The organism is Chelatococcus sp. KU-N122, assembly GCF_055391085.1.
Map to the genome: position 1 here is coordinate 452,086 of NZ_AP043981.1, position 17,323 is coordinate 469,408.

At 68.0% G+C, this 17,323-nt stretch carries 15 protein-coding genes; 7 read left to right on the forward strand and 8 right to left on the reverse strand.

The features are described from left to right. Positions 1-120 precede the first annotated feature (120 nt). Entirely contained in the window at positions 121-1,431 is a 1,311-nt protein-coding gene (locus tag ACZ5PO_RS02060) for an MFS transporter (RefSeq protein WP_464189761.1), read from the forward strand. Between the two features lie 179 nt (positions 1,432-1,610). Then, the gene (locus ACZ5PO_RS02065; protein WP_464189763.1) at positions 1,611-2,630 is read left to right on the forward strand and encodes an alpha/beta fold hydrolase; all 1,020 of its coding nucleotides are present in this window, start codon (positions 1,611-1,613) and stop codon (positions 2,628-2,630) included. A gap of 3 nt (positions 2,631-2,633) precedes the next feature. On the opposite strand, the gene ACZ5PO_RS02070 is transcribed toward ACZ5PO_RS02065, so the two are convergent. Beyond that, the gene (locus ACZ5PO_RS02070; protein WP_464189765.1) at positions 2,634-3,839 is read right to left on the reverse strand and encodes a CaiB/BaiF CoA transferase family protein; all 1,206 of its coding nucleotides are present in this window, start codon (positions 3,837-3,839) and stop codon (positions 2,634-2,636) included. 253 nt (positions 3,840-4,092) lie between these two features. Between ACZ5PO_RS02070 and ACZ5PO_RS02075 the strand changes: the two genes are divergently transcribed. Beyond that, positions 4,093-4,863, forward strand: coding sequence for a citryl-CoA lyase (locus tag ACZ5PO_RS02075; RefSeq protein WP_464189767.1), 771 nt, complete (start codon positions 4,093-4,095; stop codon positions 4,861-4,863). Here the strand turns inward: ACZ5PO_RS02075 and ACZ5PO_RS02080 are convergent. Continuing rightward, positions 4,829-5,785 (reverse strand): GntR family transcriptional regulator, encoded by a 957-nt coding sequence (locus tag ACZ5PO_RS02080; RefSeq protein WP_464189769.1) that lies wholly within the window; start codon positions 5,783-5,785, stop codon positions 4,829-4,831. The two genes, ACZ5PO_RS02075 and ACZ5PO_RS02080, sit on opposite strands and share 35 nt — an antisense overlap. Before the next feature lie 93 nt (positions 5,786-5,878). Further along, entirely contained in the window at positions 5,879-6,685 is an 807-nt protein-coding gene (locus ACZ5PO_RS02085; RefSeq protein WP_464189771.1) for an SDR family NAD(P)-dependent oxidoreductase, read from the reverse strand. Between the two features lie 252 nt (positions 6,686-6,937). Here ACZ5PO_RS02085 and ACZ5PO_RS02090 point away from each other — a divergent pair, with 252 nt between their 5' ends. From ACZ5PO_RS02090 to ACZ5PO_RS02100, 3 genes are read left to right on the forward strand one after another with little or no spacing between them, the layout of a single operon-like run. Beyond that, positions 6,938-8,104, forward strand: a complete 1,167-nt coding sequence (locus ACZ5PO_RS02090) for an LLM class flavin-dependent oxidoreductase (RefSeq protein WP_464189773.1) — start codon at positions 6,938-6,940, stop codon at positions 8,102-8,104. A 44-nt stretch (positions 8,105-8,148) separates the two neighbouring features. Further along, positions 8,149-9,039, forward strand: coding sequence for an MBL fold metallo-hydrolase (locus ACZ5PO_RS02095; RefSeq protein ID WP_464189775.1), 891 nt, complete (start codon positions 8,149-8,151; stop codon positions 9,037-9,039). 40 nt (positions 9,040-9,079) lie between these two features. After that, entirely contained in the window at positions 9,080-9,817 is a 738-nt protein-coding gene (locus tag ACZ5PO_RS02100; protein WP_464189777.1) for an SDR family NAD(P)-dependent oxidoreductase, read from the forward strand. A 296-nt stretch (positions 9,818-10,113) separates the two neighbouring features. Here ACZ5PO_RS02100 and ACZ5PO_RS02105 read toward each other — a convergent pair whose 3' ends face one another. From ACZ5PO_RS02105 to ACZ5PO_RS02115, 3 genes are all read right to left on the reverse strand, one after another. Next, on the reverse strand, positions 10,114-12,189 hold the full coding sequence (locus tag ACZ5PO_RS02105; RefSeq protein ID WP_464189779.1) for an elongation factor G: 2,076 nt from the start codon (positions 12,187-12,189) through the stop codon (positions 10,114-10,116). 114 nt (positions 12,190-12,303) lie between these two features. Then, positions 12,304-13,422 (reverse strand): S-methyl-5-thioribose-1-phosphate isomerase, encoded by a 1,119-nt coding sequence (mtnA, locus tag ACZ5PO_RS02110; protein WP_464189781.1) that lies wholly within the window; start codon positions 13,420-13,422, stop codon positions 12,304-12,306. Positions 13,423-13,469: 47 nt separating this feature from the next. After that, complete coding sequence (locus ACZ5PO_RS02115; RefSeq protein WP_464189783.1) at positions 13,470-14,744, reverse strand: cytochrome-c peroxidase; 1,275 nt, start codon at positions 14,742-14,744, stop codon at positions 13,470-13,472. A 204-nt stretch (positions 14,745-14,948) separates the two neighbouring features. Between ACZ5PO_RS02115 and ACZ5PO_RS02120 the strand changes: the two genes are divergently transcribed. Then, a complete protein-coding gene (locus ACZ5PO_RS02120) occupies positions 14,949-16,478 on the forward strand; it encodes an acid phosphatase (RefSeq protein WP_464189786.1) in 1,530 nt (509 codons plus the stop codon). Between the two features lie 48 nt (positions 16,479-16,526). Here ACZ5PO_RS02120 and ACZ5PO_RS02125 read toward each other — a convergent pair whose 3' ends face one another. Next, the gene (locus ACZ5PO_RS02125) at positions 16,527-16,940 is read right to left on the reverse strand and encodes a PIN domain-containing protein (protein ID WP_464189788.1); all 414 of its coding nucleotides are present in this window, start codon (positions 16,938-16,940) and stop codon (positions 16,527-16,529) included. Then, positions 16,937-17,185, reverse strand: coding sequence for a plasmid stabilization protein (locus ACZ5PO_RS02130; RefSeq protein WP_464189790.1), 249 nt, complete (start codon positions 17,183-17,185; stop codon positions 16,937-16,939). Before ACZ5PO_RS02130 ends, ACZ5PO_RS02125 begins: the two co-directional genes overlap by 4 nt. Between the last annotated feature and the right edge of the window lie 138 nt (positions 17,186-17,323).

Below are 17,323 nucleotides of genomic sequence, written 5' to 3' on the forward strand. Positions count from 1 at the left end.
GCCGGCTCGATACGCGGACGAACAGCCTCCGGCGCCGTTGGACAACCGGCCCAAGCGCAATCGCTCGTGGCTTTCAGCAGTCAATCGACGGCCATTTAAGAAGAACGGGAGGACAACAGCATGTCTGGCGGAACTGTATCAGTCGAACAGATCGATCGTGGCGACGAACTCTTGCGCAGCCCGGAGCGGATTTCGGCGCGTCGGGCGGTCACGGCCGCGTTGATCGGCAATCTGCTCGAGTGGTACGATTTCGCTGTCTACGGCTTCCTCGCATTGACCATCGCCAAGCTGTTCTTCCCGGCCGGCAACGAGACCGTCTCGTTGCTCGCGTCGGTGGCGGCCTTCGGCGTGGGGTTCCTCATGCGGCCCGTCGGCGCGGTCGTGCTCGGCGTTCTTGCCGATCGTCGTGGACGCAAGCCCGCCCTCACGATCGTCATCGGGCTCATGGCGCTCGGCACGGCGATGATCGGGCTTGCTCCGACTTACGAGCAGGCCGGCCTGTGGGGACCGGCGATCATCGTGGCCGGGCGGCTGATCCAGGGCTTTTCGGCGGGCGGCGAGTTCGGTAGCGCAACGGCCTATCTCGTCGAGCAGGCGCCGGTTGCCCGGCGGGCCTTCTACGGAAGCCTGTGGCAGGTGACGGTCGCCGCAGCGCTGCTCCTGGGATCGGCGGTCAGCGCGGCCGTCACCGGCCTCCTGTCGACCGAGGACCTGCTGAGCTGGGGATGGCGCGTTCCCTTCCTCGCCGGCCTCCTGATCGGCCCCGTCGGCCTCTATATCCGCAACCGGGCGCCGGAAACGCTACCCCAGGTCGCCGACACCGCTCCCAGTCCCTTGCGGCAGACCTTCGACGATCACGGGCGCTCGACGGCCGCGTGCTTCGGCCTGGTCGTCGCGACGACGATCTCCACGTACTTCTTCCTCGTCAACATGCCGACGTTTGCCGTGCGGCAGCTTCACGTCGCGCAAGACCAGGCGCTGCTGACCAATGCAGCCGGACTCATCGTCTGCGGGCTTTGCGCGCTGCTCGCGGGGCGCCTGGCAGACCGGATCGGCGCCCGCCCGATCTTGATCGCCGCCATCCTCCTGGTCGGGCTCCTGATCGTTCCGGCCCTGATGCTGTTGCTGGCGCGGCCGGGCGTGTCCGCGCTGCTGACGTTCCAGCTCGCGTTTGCCGTTCCGGTCGGGGGCATGCTGGGCGTGCTGCCCTTCTTCATGGCGACCCAGTTTCCGCCCACGTCCCGCTCGACGGGGTTGTCGATCGCCTACAACGGCGCCACCACGATCTTTGGGGGATTTACGCCCTTCATCGTGGCCTGGCTAGTGGCACAGACCGGCCAGGCGCATGCGCCTGCCTTCTATGTCGCCGCGGCGACCGCGGTCAGCCTCGTTGCCCTTGCCTACGCGCCGCGCCGGCAGATGGTAAGCTGAACGCCGCGAGCCCCAGGGCAGGCCAGAACGGCTCGGGCCGGCCAACCACGCGCCGCGGCCGCGCGCGTCCGGCGCGGCGGCCAGCGACAAGAGCGCCGCACATCCTCGTCCTGCCACGATACCGCCGATGTTCGGGTATCGCCTCCGGCGCGGAATTCGCCGACGTCGAGGATCCCCTGATGTTCACCTTGCGCTCTCTCTGGCTGTCGTGCGCGCTCGCAGTGGCAGCCACCTGTCCGGCTCTTGCCGCCGCAACCGACGGGCCGGGCTACGGCCCGCAGCTGGAAGGCTTCGTCTATCCTTACCCGCTGCAGCATTTCGCCTTCGAGTCCCAGGGCAAACAGCTCGAGATGGGCTACATGGACGTGGCGCCCTCGGGCCCGGCGAACGGTCGCACCGCCGTCGTCATGCACGGCAAGAATTTTTGCGCGGCGACCTGGGAGGATACCATCAAGGCGCTGAGCGCGGCCGGCTACCGGGTGATCGCGCCCGACCAGATCGGCTTCTGCTCCTCGACCAAGCCCGAGAGCTACCAGTACAGCTTCCAGCAGTTGGCTAGCAATACGCGCGCGCTGCTGGACAAGCTCGGTATTCAACGGGTGGCGCTGATCGCCCATTCGACCGGCGGCATGCTGGCGACCCGCTACGCCCTGCTCTACCCGGAGCAGGTGGACCGGCTGGTGCTGGTCAACCCCATTGGCCTGGAGGACTGGAAGGCGCTCGGCGTCCCCTACCGCACCGTCGACCAATGGTTCGAGCGCGAGCTGAAGCTCTCGGCCGAGGGGGTCCGCAAGTACGAGCAGGCGACCTACTATGCCGGACGCTGGAAGCCCGCATTCGACCGCTGGGTGGACATGCTGGCCGGCCTCAACAAGGGGCCCGGCCACCGCCTGGTGGCATGGAACTCGGCGCTGATCTACGACATGATCTTCACCCAGCCCGTCTACTACGAGTTCAAGAACGTCAAGGTGCCGACCGCGCTGATGATCGGCACAGCCGACACCACGGCGATCGGCAGCGACGTGGCCTCACCGGAGGTGAAGGGGAAGCTCGGCCACTACGACGTGCTCGGCAAACAGGTCGCCCGGATGATCCCGCAGGCGACGCTGATCGAGTTTCCCGCCCTTGGCCATGCGCCGCAGATGGAGGAGCCGCGGCGCTTCAACGATGCGCTGCTGAAGGAGCTGTCGAAGAGCTGAGGCTCAGACAGCGCCGCTCGCGCTCAGGGCCGCGATCTCCTCGGCCGTCAGCCCGACCAGCCCCGTGAGCACTTCGCGCGTATGCTGGCCCAGGCCCGGAGCGGGACGGGTGTCGGCGGCCTCGAAGGCGGAGAACAGCAGCGGCGTGCGCGGCAGGCGCACGCGCCCCATGGCGGTCTCGTCGATCGCCAGCAGCATGCCTCGCGCTTCGACCTGTGGGCAGGCGTAGACCTCATCGATGGTCTGCACCACGCCGACCGGCAGGCCGGCGGCCACGAAGCGCTCCACCACCTCGGCTCGCGTGTGCCGCATCGTCCACGTCTCCGCCTCCGGCCGGATCACGTCGTGAAAGCGGGCGGCGCGGTCGAGCACCGTCGCCAGGCGAGGGTCGCCGATCAGGTCGGGGCGCCCGAGCGCGTTGCAGAACCGGCCGAACATCTCGTCCGTGGGCAGGACGACCGCGATGGTGCCGTCCTTCACCCCGATCGGCCCGAGCGGCGAGTACATGTCCTGACCGGGCTTGGGCACGTAGCCCGTCAGCGCGTGAAGAATGAGCGCCCGCTCCATGAGCGACACCATAGTGTCGTACATCGCCTGATCGATGAAGGTGCCGAGGCCCGTCTTCTCCCGGCCGTAGAGCGCGGAGTTGATGGCGAGGGCCCCGAAGACGCCCGTGTAGATGTCCGCAAATCCCGACGGCCCGAGGCTCGGCCCGCCGCCCGGCTCCCCCGTCACGGACATGACGCCGGACATGGCCTGAATCGTGGTGTCGAACGACCGCTGCCCCGAATAAGGGCCCTGATGCGTGGCCAGCCGGCCGAAGCCACTGATCGCGCAATAGACGAGGCGCGGGTTGATGGCCGACAGCTTCGCGTAGCTCAGGCCGAGCCGATCCATGGCCCCGGGCTTGAGGTTCTCGACGACGACGTCCGCCCGCTCGACCAGACCGCGAAAGACATCCGCGCCGCGCGGCTGCGACAGATCGAGCGTGACGCTCTTCTTGCTGCGGTTGTAGCCGATGAAGCCGCCGCTCATCGTATGGTCGCCACTGACATACCGGGGATCGTAGCTACGGCGCGGGTCGCCCGAGCCCGGGCGCTCGATCTTGATCACCTCGGCGCCGAGATCGGCCAGCAACAGGCAACAATACGGAGCGGCAATGTACTGGCCGACTTCAAGAACACGGACACCATCAAGCGGACGCGGCATCACATCATCTCCGTTATGCTCAAAAGAGGCGAGACACGCTCACACGTGGGCGCGTGAGCCGAGGACATCGCGGGCTGCGTCGCGCGTCGGCCAGAGCCCCCTCGCGCATGTCGAAGCCCTCCCACGCCGACCCCTGTCAAGCTACATTAATCATGATATCTTATCTATAGTCCTACTATTGACAAGGGCCTGCTGTGAAGCGATAGATCGGGACGAAAGGATGGGCCGCGCCATGGGAAAAGCAAGCGAACGAATGAGATGGCGGACGGCCATCACCGAGGCGAGCGCCGACGAGGTGCGCATTCGCGGCTACAATATTTCGGATCTCGCCGAGAAGGTCGACTTCGGCGCGGTCTTCTTCCTGCTCGTCTGCGGAGAACTACCGTCGCCGCAGGCTGCGAAGGCCATCAACGCGCTGTTGATTTCGGCGGCTGATCGCGGGATTACGCCGTCCGCGTCGATTGCGCGGACGGTGGCGTCGTGCGGCGTGCCGCTGCAGGCGGCCGTCGCCGCCGGCATTCTGACCTTCGGCGACATCCACGGCGGCGTCGGGATCGCCATGGCGCGAGGCCTGCAGGCCAGTCTTGGCGAGGCGGCGACAGGCGCCCTTGACGTGACCGCCGCCGCGGAGCGCTTCGTGGCGTCGTTCCAGGACCGGGGAGAGCGCGTGCCCGGCTACGGGCAGCCCCTGCATCCCGACGGCGATCCGCGCGCCCGTCGCCTCATCCGCCTCGCCCACGATCTCGGCGTCGCCGGACAAGCCCTGGAGGTCGGCCTCGCGGCCGAAGCGGTGATCGCCCGTCGCGTCGGGCGGCCGCTGCCGATGAATGTCGATGGCGCGATCGCCTGCGTCGCCCTGGACATCGGCATGCCGCCCGACATCATCCGGGCAATCAACTTCGTCGGGCGCGCGGCCGGCCTGTCCGCCCACGCTCTGGAGGAGTACGCGCGAGAGCCCGGCTTTCGGCTGCTGGCATCCGACGACGAGGTCACCTACGACGGCCCCCCGGCACGGTCTCTGTGAGTGCCGCGGCCGGCGCCGAGCGATCGGCTCCGCCGGCGCGCTCACGCCGTGCGCGAGCCGCGCTTGTGGCCTGTGCGGGCCGCCCCGCGATCGGGCCGGCCTGACGCTTCAGCATGGCCTCGAACGTATCACGCTCCTCGCTCGCAAAACGATCCGAGCGGTACCTGCCCTGCGAAACCATCAGGATCTCACCCTCCGGCGACAGGTATTCGCGATGCACGATCGCGATCGGAGCGGCCACGCCGACCTTCAGGTGCTCCGCCGTCCCGACATCCGCTTCCGAGACGGTAATGCGCTGGAAATAGAGGCTTTTCCGCTCGATGAAGGTTTCCGAGAGAGCCGAGGTGACCCGCTCCCGCTCGATCAGGCGCCGGGGGCAGAGCTTCGCCAGCTCCTCGCACAGATAGATGGTGGACAGGCAGAAGACCGCGCCTTCGTACATGTGCAGCTTCTTGATCAACGTGTATCGCCCGGACGGCCGCCCATGAAGCTCGAACTCCGGAGAGATCGTCGTCGCCTGCTTGATCTCGAGCACATTGATGGCGAGGCTACGGTCGGTCCGATACTGCTTGCCGAGCTCCAGCAGGCTCGGGAGGGCCGGCGGGTGCGCCGGCACGGCGATGACCAGGGTTCCCCGACCCCGCCGGCTGTCGATCAGACCCTCCTGGGACAGCAGCCCTAGCGCCTGGCGGATGGTGATCCGAGAGACGTTGTAGTGCGCCGCGAGCTCGACGACGGTGGGCAGCCGTGCGCCGACCGTCCAGGCGCCGCCCGAGATTTTCGATCGGATGAGGCTGGCAATCCTGAGGTAGAGCGCAACCCGGTCCGTGAGCTCCGGGGCATCCTCGGACGAATGCCGCGCGTCGTCGCCCGAGGAGCGCGCGCGTCCCGGCGCGTTGGGGCGTTCAGTGTTGGCGCGCATCGTTACAGCCCTCGTCGATCAGCCGGCGGTTGGCGCCTAACTGATCCGACGCGGCGCGCCGGCGCAAGCGCGCAAGCGCCCCCTGCTCCTTCGTCAAGCCGGCGCGAACGGGTGCTCGTCAAAGACCTCCGTCATGCCGCCGTCCACCACCAGCAGGTGCCCGTTCACATATCGCGCCGCCTCCGACGCCAGAAACAACGCCGGGCCCGAAATGTCGTCGGGCCGGCCCCACCGGGCCGCGGGAACGCGGTGTCTGATCAGCGCGTTGCTGTCCGCGTTGCCGTGCAGGCCGGCGCTGAGGGCCGTCTCGATGAAGCCGGGGCAAACCGCGTTGGCGCGCGCGCCATAGGGGCCGAGCTCCGCGGCAAGGCAGCGGGTCAAGCCGCCCAGCCCGCTCTTGGCCGTCGTGTAGGCCGCGAGCCGCGGACGGCCGACCAGCGTGGTGATCGACGCCGTGAAGACGACCGAGCCCCGCCTGCGCTCGCGCATCCGCAGGGCCGCTTCGCGCCCGACGTAGAAGTGCGAGAGCAGGTTGGCGTTGACGACCGAGCCGAAATCGGCACCCGACATCTCCAGCGTGGGGATCCTCAGGTTCATGCCGGCGTTGCTGAAGACGCAGTCGACGAAGCCGACACGCTCGTCGAGCTCGGCAAACATGCGCAGCACCGCGTCTTCCGAGAAGACGTCCGCTACGAGCGCGCTCGCCCGCGCCCCGGCCCGCTCGATCCGTTGCACCGCGTCTTGGAGCTCGTCGCCATCGATGCCGTTGAGCACCACGTGAGTTGCGCCCGCGGCCGCGGCGGCCTCTGCGATGGCGAAGCCGATGCCGCGCGATGCGCCGGTCACCAGCACGGTCCGGCCGGACACGCCGAACTCCGGCAGCTTGTTATCCGCTATCAAGAAACCCTCCCTATGCCCCATGCGCGGGCAGCAGCGCCGCACTTGCATTGAACCTATAATACGGGCTATAGGTCTAATACAAGACAAGCGGTGACATGCGCCGATGCGGACGGACTGGCGCCCGGCGGGCACCATCCGAAAGCCGGCTATCGGATTCACACATCTTGAGCGCGCGTGGCGCGAGGCAACGCCGGCAGACGCCGCCCCGTCGAATTGGGCGCATGCGCCCGGCGCCGGGCCGAGGAGGACACAATGGCGAACGACAGATTGCGGCACGGGTTGTTTTCAGCCCCGTACCATCCCATCGACGAGAACCCGACCACGCTCTTCACGCGCGAGCTGGAGCTCATCGAATGGCTCGACCGTCTCGGCTACCAGGAAGCGTGGATCGGCGAGCATCATTCCGGCGGCTGGGAGATGATCTCGTCGCCGGAGCTGATGATCGCAGCCGCGGCCGAAAGGACGAAGCATATCAGGCTGGGGACCGGCGTCGTTTCACTGACCTACCATAACCCCTTGATGGTGGCGAACCGCATCATTCAGCTCGACCACATGACGCGCGGCCGCGTGATGCTCGGCGTCGGGCCCGGCGTCCTCGTCACCGATGCCATCATGAACGGCGTCGATCCGCTGACGCAGCGCGACCGGATGGCGGAGGCGCTCGCGGTGATACTCCGCCTGTTGCGCGGCGAGACGGTCACGCACAAGACCGATTGGTTCGACCTGGACCAGGCGCGCGTGCACATCCTGCCCTACTCCGATCCCCATCCGGAGGTCGCCGTCGCGAGCGTCTACACGCCGTCGGGCGCCCGCGCCGCCGGCACGTACGGCCTCGGCCTGCTGTGCGTCGCCGCCACCGACCCCAAGGGCTTCGACGTCCTGCGCGGCAATTGGACGATCGCCGAAGACATCGCCGCCAAGGACGGGCGGACGATGGATCGCAGCCGGCTGAGGATCTGCGTGCCCATGCATATCGCCGAGACGCGCGATCAGGCCCGGGCCAACGTCCGCTTCGGGCTCGCCAAGTGGTTCGACTACTATGGGATGGTGACCGCGATCCCGCTCGGCGAGACCAAGGGCCAGGACGCGGTCGACTACCTCATCAACAGCAAGCGCGTGGTCATCGGCACGCCCGACGACGCGATCGAGATGATCGAGCGCCTGCAAGCCGAGCAGGGCGGCTTCGGCTGCGTGCTCCAGCTGGGGCATGACTGGGCCGATTGGGAGCAGACGAAGAAGTCGTTCGAGCTCTATGCCCGGTTCGTGATGCCGCATTTCTCGAACGTCAACAAGAACAGGCACGACACGCACGCCTGGATGAAGGCCAACATGGCCGCGTTCAACGCGACACGACAGAAGGCCTACGAGCAGATGTTCGCAAAACATGCGGCGGACGGCGGCGCCTTGCCGTCGCCGTGAGCGGGCGCAAGGCAGGCAGCCGGGCGCGCATAGGGGAGGATCCGATGAGCATACTGGAAATCGGCGATTGCCGTGTCGACCGGGTGCTCGAGCTCGAAGCCGAGTTCGAGCCGGGCTGGCTGATTCCCGGCGCGACCCCCGAGGATGTTCTTCGGCAGGCGAAGCATCTCGGACCCCGGCTGATCAATACTGCGAACGGCCACCTCAAGATCACCGTTCAGTCCCATGTCATCCGTTGCCCCGGCCGGACCATCGTCATCGATACCGGCGTCGGCAACGGCCGCAGCCGCCCGTCCGTTCCGGTGTTCGATCATCTCGACACGCGGTACCTGGAGAACATGAGCGCCATCGGCGTTCGCCGCGAGGACGTGGACACCGTGATCTGCACGCACCTCCACGTCGACCACGTGGGCTGGAACGTCATGCGGGAGGGCGATCGCTTCGTGCCCACATTTCCGAACGCCGACTACATCGTGACCGGGTCGGAGTACGGCTGGTGGAAGCGGGCGCACGCCGACGGCGGGACGACGCCGCAGGCCAAGGCCGCCTTCGACGAGTGCGTCGAGCCATTGATGCGGATGGGGCGACTGAAGCTCGTCGCGGACGACGCGCAGATCGCCGCGGGCGCGACGGAGCTGTGGCTGGAGCCCTTGCCCGGCCATACGATGCACCAAAGCGGCGTCCACCTCAGATCGGCGGGGAGGCACTGCCTCTTCACCGCCGATGCGGCGCACCACGCCGTCCAGTTCATCCACGGGACATGGCGCTCACGCGCCGACGCCGACCACGCGGTTGGGAACCGGACGATCGCCGGCCTGATCGAGCGCTACGCCAACACCGACACGATCATCCTCACCTCGCACTCGCCGAGCCCGTCGGCGTGCCGCTTGGTGACCCAGGGGGGTGTCAGCAAGCTGGTGTTTCTCGACGCATGACGCTTGGGCATAGGAGGAGCGCATGGGGCCTCGAACAGCCTTGATCACCGGCGCCTGTGGCCAGTTGGGCGTGGCGACGTGCCGCCTGCTGGCGGACACGGGCTTCCGCATCGCCGCGGCCGACGTCGACCGGGCCGCCAGCGAGCGCCTTGCATCGTCGCTCGCTGGCGGCCCACATCTCGGCATCGAGATCGACGTGGCGCGCGAGGCGTCGGTTCAGGCCGCCTTCGAGGTGGCGGAACGGGAGCTGGGCCCCGTGTCGTCGCTGGTCACGTTCGCCGCGGTGCTGCTCATGCGGCCGGGCGAACGGACCGGGATCACGACGACATCGGTGGAGGACTGGCAGCGCACGTTCGACGTGAACGCGCTGGGCACCTTCCTCTGCATCAGGGAGATGGTGCGGCGCAGGACGACTGCGCCGCTGCCGGGCGCGCGGATCGTCACGCTGAGCTCAGTCGCCGCGCAGATGGGGAGCGCGCATTCGAGCACGTCCTACGCGGCCTCGAAGGGCGCCGTGATCAGCCTCACCAAGTCCGTGGCCCGGGAGGTGGCGCCGCTCGGGATCACGGCGAACGCCATCGCCCCGGGCACCTTCGCCTCCCCCCTGATGCGCAAGGCCGTGCCGCTCGAAGCCGAGCCCGCGGTCCTGGAGAGGATTCCCCTGGGACGGCTGGGCGAGGCGGACGAGCTCGCCGCCACGGTGGCCTTCCTGCTATCGGAAAAGGCCGGGTATCTGACCGGTACCGTGATCGACGTGAACGGCGGATTTCGAATTTAGCGCGTCGGACTCAAACGTGGATGCCGGCTTCGAGAACAATCCGATACTCAAACAAAGAACTAAAGCATGATCCCCAAAAGTGGAATCCGGTTTTTGGAACCGAAGGTCCGCGTCAGCGAATAGATCATGCTTAAAGAATGAGATAGAGCGGGATGATGGTTCGAAGAAAAATCAACTCGCTCTAGAGAGCGGCAGCGCCGTTTCCATCGGAGCCGCCGCTTCGTCAGTCCGCCTCGACATCGGAATAACCCAGGAGCCAGTGTCCACCTCCGAGCCCAAGCTCTCAAGCGGCACAGCTACGCCGCCCCCTGCCGCGCCGCCACGACCTGGTCGGCGTCGCGACCGACGAACTCCGCCAGGTGATGAAAGCTCGCCTCGAAGGTGCCGACGCCGGCCGTCACCGAGCGCAGCTCGATGATCAGATCGGCCATCTCCGCCTCGGGGATCTGCGCCTCCACCACATCCCATCCGGGCCAGCCGTCGCGCGCGTCGAAGCCGAGGATCTGGCCGCGGCGCGACGACACGATGGCGTTGACCTTGGCGGTCGCCTCGGAGGGCACGGCGATGGAGATGGCCAGCACCGGCTCGAGCAGCACCGGCGCACAGCGCGGCAGAGCCTCGGTCATGGCGACGCGGGCGGCCTGCTGGAACGCCATGTCGGAGGAATCCACCGTGTGGAAGGAGCCGTCGGTCAGGGTGACGCGCACATCGACGACCGGGAAGCCGAGCGGCCCCTTCTTCAGAGCCGCCTGGCTGCCGGCTTCGACCGAGGGGATGTACTGGCGTGGGATCGCGCCGCCGACGATCCGCTCCTCGAAGACGAAGCCCTCGCCGCGCGGCAGCGGCGCGATGTCGACGACCACGTCGCCGAACTGGCCATGCCCCCCCGACTGCTTCTTGTGGCGGCCGCGCACCGCGCTCGCGGCCTTGCGGATGGTCTCGCGGTAGCCCACCTGCGGTGGCTGCGCGACGACCTCGATGCCGAAGCGCGACGCGAGCCGCTCGGCCGCGACGCGCAGGTGCAGTTCGCCCTGGCCGCGCAGGATCTGCTCACCGAGCTCCCCGTCGCTCGCGAGCGCAAGCGAGCGGTCCTCGTCGGTCAGCTTGCGCATGGCCGCGCCCAGCTTGACGTCGTCCTTGCGGTCGCGCGCCCGGACCGCCAGCGCCATGACGGGCTTGGGTGCAGTCAGCTCGACGAGCGGCGCGACCGGTTTGCCGAACGACAGCGTCTCGCCCGTGTTGACGGCCTCGAGCCGCCCCAGAGCCACCACGTCGCCGGCAACCGCTTCGGTGACCTTCTGGCTGGCCTGGCCCGTCAGCCGCGCCAGGCCCGAGACGCGGGTCGCCTGGCCCGACGACGCCGTCAAGCTCATGCCGTCCTGGAGCACGCCGTCCAGCACCCGTACGACGGACAGCTTGCCCGCCTGGCCGGTGTGCAGCGTCTTCACGACCTGCGCGACGGGCTGACCCTGCGCAGCAAGACCCAAGCGTTGCGCCGTACTCGCGACGTCGGGCACCTCGTGGCGGAACGCCTTCATCAGCCGCCCGACTCCGTGGCCGTTGACGGCGGATCCGATGAGCACCGGCACCGCCAGACCATCCCGCATCTCGTGGGTGAGGTCGGCAAAGACGCGCTCGCGCTCGGGCTCGATCTCCTCGACCAGTTCCTCCATCAGCCGGTCGTCATGCTCGGAGAGGCGCTCCAGCATGGCGAAGCGCACCGCGCGCTCCTCCTCGGCGGCATCGGCCGGGATCTCCGCGGTGCGCGAGGGCGCATGATCCTGGTAGAGGAAGGCCCGCTCGAGTGCGAGGTCGATGAAGCCGACGGCACAGCCGTCGCGCTGGATCGGCATGTGGCGCAGCAGCAGCGGCACCGACGAGGCGGGCCGGAGCGCGGCAATGGCCTCCTCGATGCGCCGGGTCGAGGCATCGATCTTGTTGAGGAACAGCAGCCGCGGGATGGAGCGCGCCTCGAGCTCGTGCAGGATGAGCTGGAGCGCCGGGATCTTCTTGTCATCGCCGTCGCACACCACGACCGCGGCATCCACGGCGGGCAGGACCGGCTGCATCTCGGCCAGGAACTCGACGGAGCCCGGACAGTCGATGAACGTATAGGCGTCGCCCAGGAATTCGGCGCCGGCGACGTTGACCTCGACGCTCATGCGATGGGCCCTGGCCTCGGCGCTGGCGTCGCCGACGCTGTTGCCGGCAACCACGCTGCCCTGCCGCGAGACGGCCCCCGCCCGGGCCAGCATGGCTTCGAGGAGCGTCGTCTTGCCGCTCTGGAACGGGCCCACGATGGCAACGCACCGTGGACCCTTGCGACCTCTGCCGGATGCGGCATCCTGGTCGCGGGTCCGGATCTCCTGCATGGCGATCACCTCCCGTATGTTGCTTTCTCTAAAGCCGGAATGCTCCTCCTAAGTTTCACGGCCCGCAAGACCCATCCCTGGAAATCGCAGCCGCGGCTTTGAGACGATCCGTTGCTACCGCCGCTGACCGGCATGGTGCCGGTGCCGCTCCGGGTATAGCCCGGCCAGGCCTTCACGGCTGGCGGCGCAGACGCCGCGCTCGGTGATCAGCCCGGTGACGTAGCGCGCCGGGGTGACGTCGAAGGCCCAGTTCGCCGCAGCGCTGCCCTCCGGCAGAATGCCGACCGTCTCGATCCGGCCGTCCGCGGTGCGCCCGGTGATATGGCTCAGCTCGCGCGGGTCACGCTGCTCGATCTCGATGCCGCGGACGCCGTCGGTCAGGGTCCAGTCGATCGTGGTGTAGGGCAGCGCGACATAGAACGGCACGCCGTTGGCGTGCGCCGCGAGCGCCTTCAGATAGGTGCCGATCTTGTTGCACACGTCCCCGGCCGCGGTGGTGCGGTCGGTGCCGACGATGACGACATCGACCATGCCGTGCTGCATCAGATGGCCGCCGACATTATCGGCGATCACCGTGTGCTTGACGCCGTGGCGGCCGAGCTCGAAGGCGGTGATGCTGGCGCCCTGGTTGCGTGGCCGCGTCTCGTCGACCCAGACATGGACCGGCACGCCGCCGTCATGCGCCAGGTAGACCGGCGCGAGAGCCGTGCCCCAGTCGACCGTGGCCAGCCAGCCGGCGTTGCAATGGGTCAGCACGTTCAGCCGCTCCGGCCGGCCCTTCCTCTCCCAGAGCTCGCGGAACACGGCCAGGCCGTGCTCGCCGATGGCGCGGCAGGTGGCGACATCGTCGTCGCAGATCTCGGCCGCACGGCGATAGGCGGCGGCGGCGCGCTCCGCCGGCTTCAGCGCCGCCGCCCGGGCGCGCATGTCGTCTAGCGCCCAGCGCAGGTTGACCGCGGTCGGGCGGGTGCCCAGCAGCCGATCATAGGCCGCGGCCAGGGCGGCGTCGGACGGATCGGCGCGAAGCGCCAACGCCAGGCCGTAGGCGCCGGTGGCGCCGATCAGCGGCGCCCCGCGCACCTGCATGCTGCGGATGGCGTGCGCCGCCTGCTCCTCGCTCTCCAGCACCACCGTCTCGAAGCCGTGCGGCAGCTTCGTCTGGTCGATGATGACGACGCGCCAGCCGTCCTCGGCCGGCCAGATGGTGCGATAGTGCCGTCCGTCGATCTTCATGGCTCAATCCTCGCGATAGATCGGCCGCCGGCCGCGGGCGCGCCTGGCTAAGGCGCCGCACGCCGCGCCGTCGCCGGAGCAGAATAGCCGTCGTCGAGGGTCCGCAGGAAGGCCGTGATGTCGTCGATCTCGGTCTCGGTGAGCGGCGGCGGGTCGCCCGGCTTGCGGCCGAACGGCGGATCCTGGTTGAGGTTGCCCCGGTAGCGTTCCGGCAAGTCGTCGTAGACGGCCACCGTCCCGTCCGGCCGGCGCGGATAGAACCGCTCCGGCTGCACGTCGCGGTAAGCGTAGAAAGCGACGGCGCTGCGCAGGTCGTGAACGACGCCGTTGTGGAAGAAGGTCTCGCGTCGCGCCACGTTGCGCAGCGACGGCGCCTTGAACAGCCCGCAATAGGCGGGGCGGTCGCTGAAATCGGTTCGGTAAGGGCCACACAGCCCGAGATCCACATAGTCGGGGTCGCGATTGGCCGGGATCGCCATATTGCGGGGCAGGCCGAGCGCCACGAGCCCGTAGTCGGTGAACTGCGGCGGCGTGTTGTTGCCGTCGCGCTGGCTCGGATGGCAGCTGGCGCAATTGCCCTTCTGCGGATCCTCGAAGAGCTTCAAGCCGCGCGCCTCTTGGTCCGCGAGGGCGACCTGCCCGGCCAGAAAGGCGTCGTACTTGCTCGAATACGGATAGAAGGCCTGCGGGGTCTGCTCGAAGGCTTCAAGCGCCTCCAGAACCGTCTTGAACAGCGCGTCGTCGTGCTCGCCGCCCGCCAGGGCGGCAGCTTCCGCCGCATAGGGCGCGGCCCGGACCGCGGCGGCGACATCGCCGGCGCTGGGGTTCGCCATTTCGTTGCTCGACAGCAGTGGAATGGTCGCCTGGCCGCGCCCGCGGTCGGCGCGTCCGTCCCAGGTCAGCCCGCCGGTCGGCCCGTTGTCAACGCTCGCATCGCCCCCGCCCTCGTCGTCGAACTGGTGCTCGGCAAACTGCGGGGTGGCCTGGAGATAGGTGAGCGAAGGCACCGCGCGCGTCCCGGGCTGGTCCAGATCCCGGCCTCCGTATTGGACCGACGCCCCGTTGGCCGGCCCAAAGCCCCGCTCCGGCACGTGGCACGAGGCGCACGACAGGGACCTCGAGGCAGACAGAGCCGGATCGAAGAACAGCTTGCGCCCCAGCGCCTCCAGCCCCGCAGCGCGGCGAAAGGCTTCGGCCCGCGAGAGCCCGCCGCCGGCCGACCCATCGATGGCCGCACCGTCCGGCGCTGGCAGCGGCGCCGCGGCAATCAGCAGCAGCCCCACCAGCGCCAGAGCCTTTCGCCATTGGATGAGATCATCCAATGGCGAAAGGCTCATGACCTTTTGGGTCTGGAGCGCTTTTCCGGGGGCCGCCCGACGTCGTCTATCCGCCACCTTGAGCTCTCCTTGATGAGGACGATGGCGTGCCGGTCGCGTCGGCATCACGAAACTGCAATCAGACGAGCCTAACAGCGACCGTTTGTGGGTCGCTCGCGGACACCGCCACTGCCCGTTCCCGGGGATGACATGATGATGCTTCGCACACTCCTCCTTATCGGTGCCAGCTCGACGACAATCGCTGCGGCGACGCCCGGTGTCGCCGCCTCCGCAAGGCTCGACAGGATCGATACGGTCGTCGTGATCTATGCGGAGAACCGCAGCTTCGACAACATCTACGGGACATTCCCCGGCGCGCGCGGCCTCCAGGGGATTGAGCCAGCTCACTACCGCCAGATCGACCGCAATGGCGAGCCGCTCAAGGAGCTGCCGCCGATCTGGACCGGGCTGACGGCCAAAGGCGTCGTGCCGCCGGTGACCCAGACCCAGACCGAGCACCTGCCCAATGCGCCCTTCGCCATCGACGATCCGAGCGGCTTCAACGCGCCCGACACGGTCATCACGCGCGATCTCTGGCATCGCTTCTACGAAGAGCAGATGCAGATCAACGGCGGCAAGAACGACCGCTTCGTGGCCTTTGCCGACGCGGGAGCGCTGGTGATGGGCCACTACGCCCACGCAAAGCAGCAATTATGGGATGTCGCGAAGACGTACACGCTGGCTGACAACTTCTTTCAAGGCGCTTTCGGCGGCTCCTTCCTCAACCATTTCGAGCTCGTCTGCGCCTGCATTCCGGTCTACCCCCGCGCCGACGAGAGCCCTGCCAAGGACCTGATCTCGAAGGTGGAGCCGGATGGCGTCACGCTGACACCCGCGCCCAATGCCGCGGCGTCGGCGATGGATGGGCCGCCAAAATTCGCCAACAGCAGCAATCTGACGCCGGACTTCTACGCGGTGAACACGATGCAGCCGCCCTACCAGCCGAGCGCCAATCCGCCGGCCGCGGGGCAGGACAAGGCTTATGCCGATCCGGGCAAGGCAACGACGCTACCGCCGCAGCGCGACGCCACGATCGGCGACCTCCTCACGGCCAAGGGGGTGGACTGGGCCTGGTACGCCGGCGCCTGGCAGGCCACGCTCGACGGCCACAACGGGAGGCCCGCGCCGAACTTCCAATACCACCACCAGCCCTTCAACTATTTCGCCCAGTTCGCGCCCGGCACGGCGACGCGCACCGCGCATCTGCGCGACGGCGGCATGGACGGCACGGCCTTCATCGCCGACATCGACGCGGGCCAGCTGCCGTCCGTCACCTTCTACAAGCCCCAAGGCAATCTCAACCAGCACCCGGACTATGCCTCGGTCAGCGCCGGCGATGCCCACATCGCCGACGTCATCGCCCACCTCGAGAAGAGCCCGCAGTGGGAGCATATGCTGGTGGTCGTGACCTACGACGAGAACGGCGGCTTCTGGGACCATGTCGCCCCGCCCAAGGCCGATCGCTGGGGCCCGGGCTCGCGCATTCCCGCCCTCATCGTCTCGCCGTTCGCCAAGCGGGGCTTCGTCGACCACACGCAGTACGACACGACCTCGATCCTGCGCTTCGTCACCGAGCGCTGGAACCTACCCGTGCTGCCCGGCCTGATCGAACGCGACAAGGCGCTCGCGGCACAGGGCGAGCCGCCGATGGGCGACCTGACGGCGGCCCTCGACCCGTGAATGGGCCGAGCTCGGGCAACACCGGCGGCGCCGGTTTGCCTCCGCTGATCAGAAATCCCAGGGGGAAATCAGCTCGAGGCCCGTCGACCTGAAGTCCGCCAGGTTGCGGGTGGCGAGGCGTCCGCCGTTGATGAGCGCGATGGCGGCGATCGTGCCGTCGGGCGCCGACATGCCGTTCCCCTGCCGCGAAGCGACGCCCATGATGTCCCCATAGGCCAGCGCCGCTTCCTCGGTCAGGGCGAAAATCCTGTCGGCGAAGCGACGGCGCCAGTCGGCGAGCCCCTGCTCGAGCCGCGCCGCGCGCTGATCCGGCTTGATCTTTGCGATGCCGAAAGCGATCTCGGCGATAGTCACGGTTGGCAGAGCGAGCTCGGCATCATGCCGCACGAGCCAGGCGATCACCGCCGGTTCCGGCGATTTGCGCAGGGTCTCCGACACGACGTTGGTGTCGAGGAAGATCACAACTCCGGGCCTGGATGAGCGCGACGCGCCTCACGGATGACAGCTTCGAGATCGATGTCGGTTGCCGCATTGGCCGACAGGCGGGCGTAGAAGGCGACCGCTGGCTCGCGTCCCGCCTCGCGGATCTCATAGGCTTCCAGTGCGCGCTCGACGATGTCGGCGATCGAGCGTTTCTCGCGCCGCGCCAACCGGTGCGCGAGGTCGCGCGCCTTGGCACTGCGGACGGAAAGCTGTGGCTCAGCCATGGGGCCCTCCTTGCGCCAACAAAATAGGGCCTGGGACGCCAGCCATCAAGATGGCCGACGATGGCTTGATGGCTAGAGCATATCCCCATTGGATGAGGTCATCCAAAGGCAGAGAAGTGCCCATAACCTTTTGAATCT

Bases quoted from the DNA above. Each gene is read 5' to 3' on its own strand.
- ACZ5PO_RS02060 (WP_464189761.1), top strand. From the start codon at position 121: ATGTCTGGCGGAACTGTATCAGTCGAACAGATCGATCGTGGCGACGAA.
- ACZ5PO_RS02065 (WP_464189763.1), top strand. From the start codon at position 1,611: ATGTTCACCTTGCGCTCTCTCTGGCTGTCGTGCGCGCTCGCAGTGGCA.
- ACZ5PO_RS02070 (WP_464189765.1), bottom strand. From the start codon at position 3,839: ATGCCGCGTCCGCTTGATGGTGTCCGTGTTCTTGAAGTCGGCCAGTAC.
- ACZ5PO_RS02075 (WP_464189767.1), top strand. From the start codon at position 4,093: ATGAGATGGCGGACGGCCATCACCGAGGCGAGCGCCGACGAGGTGCGC.
- ACZ5PO_RS02080 (WP_464189769.1), bottom strand. From the start codon at position 5,785: ATGCGCGCCAACACTGAACGCCCCAACGCGCCGGGACGCGCGCGCTCC.
- ACZ5PO_RS02090 (WP_464189773.1), top strand. From the start codon at position 6,938: ATGGCGAACGACAGATTGCGGCACGGGTTGTTTTCAGCCCCGTACCAT.
- ACZ5PO_RS02095 (WP_464189775.1), top strand. From the start codon at position 8,149: ATGAGCATACTGGAAATCGGCGATTGCCGTGTCGACCGGGTGCTCGAG.
- ACZ5PO_RS02105 (WP_464189779.1), bottom strand. From the start codon at position 12,189: ATGCAGGAGATCCGGACCCGCGACCAGGATGCCGCATCCGGCAGAGGT.
- mtnA (WP_464189781.1), bottom strand. From the start codon at position 13,422: ATGAAGATCGACGGACGGCACTATCGCACCATCTGGCCGGCCGAGGAC.
- ACZ5PO_RS02120 (WP_464189786.1), top strand. From the start codon at position 14,949: ATGATGATGCTTCGCACACTCCTCCTTATCGGTGCCAGCTCGACGACA.
- ACZ5PO_RS02130 (WP_464189790.1), bottom strand. From the start codon at position 17,185: ATGGCTGAGCCACAGCTTTCCGTCCGCAGTGCCAAGGCGCGCGACCTC.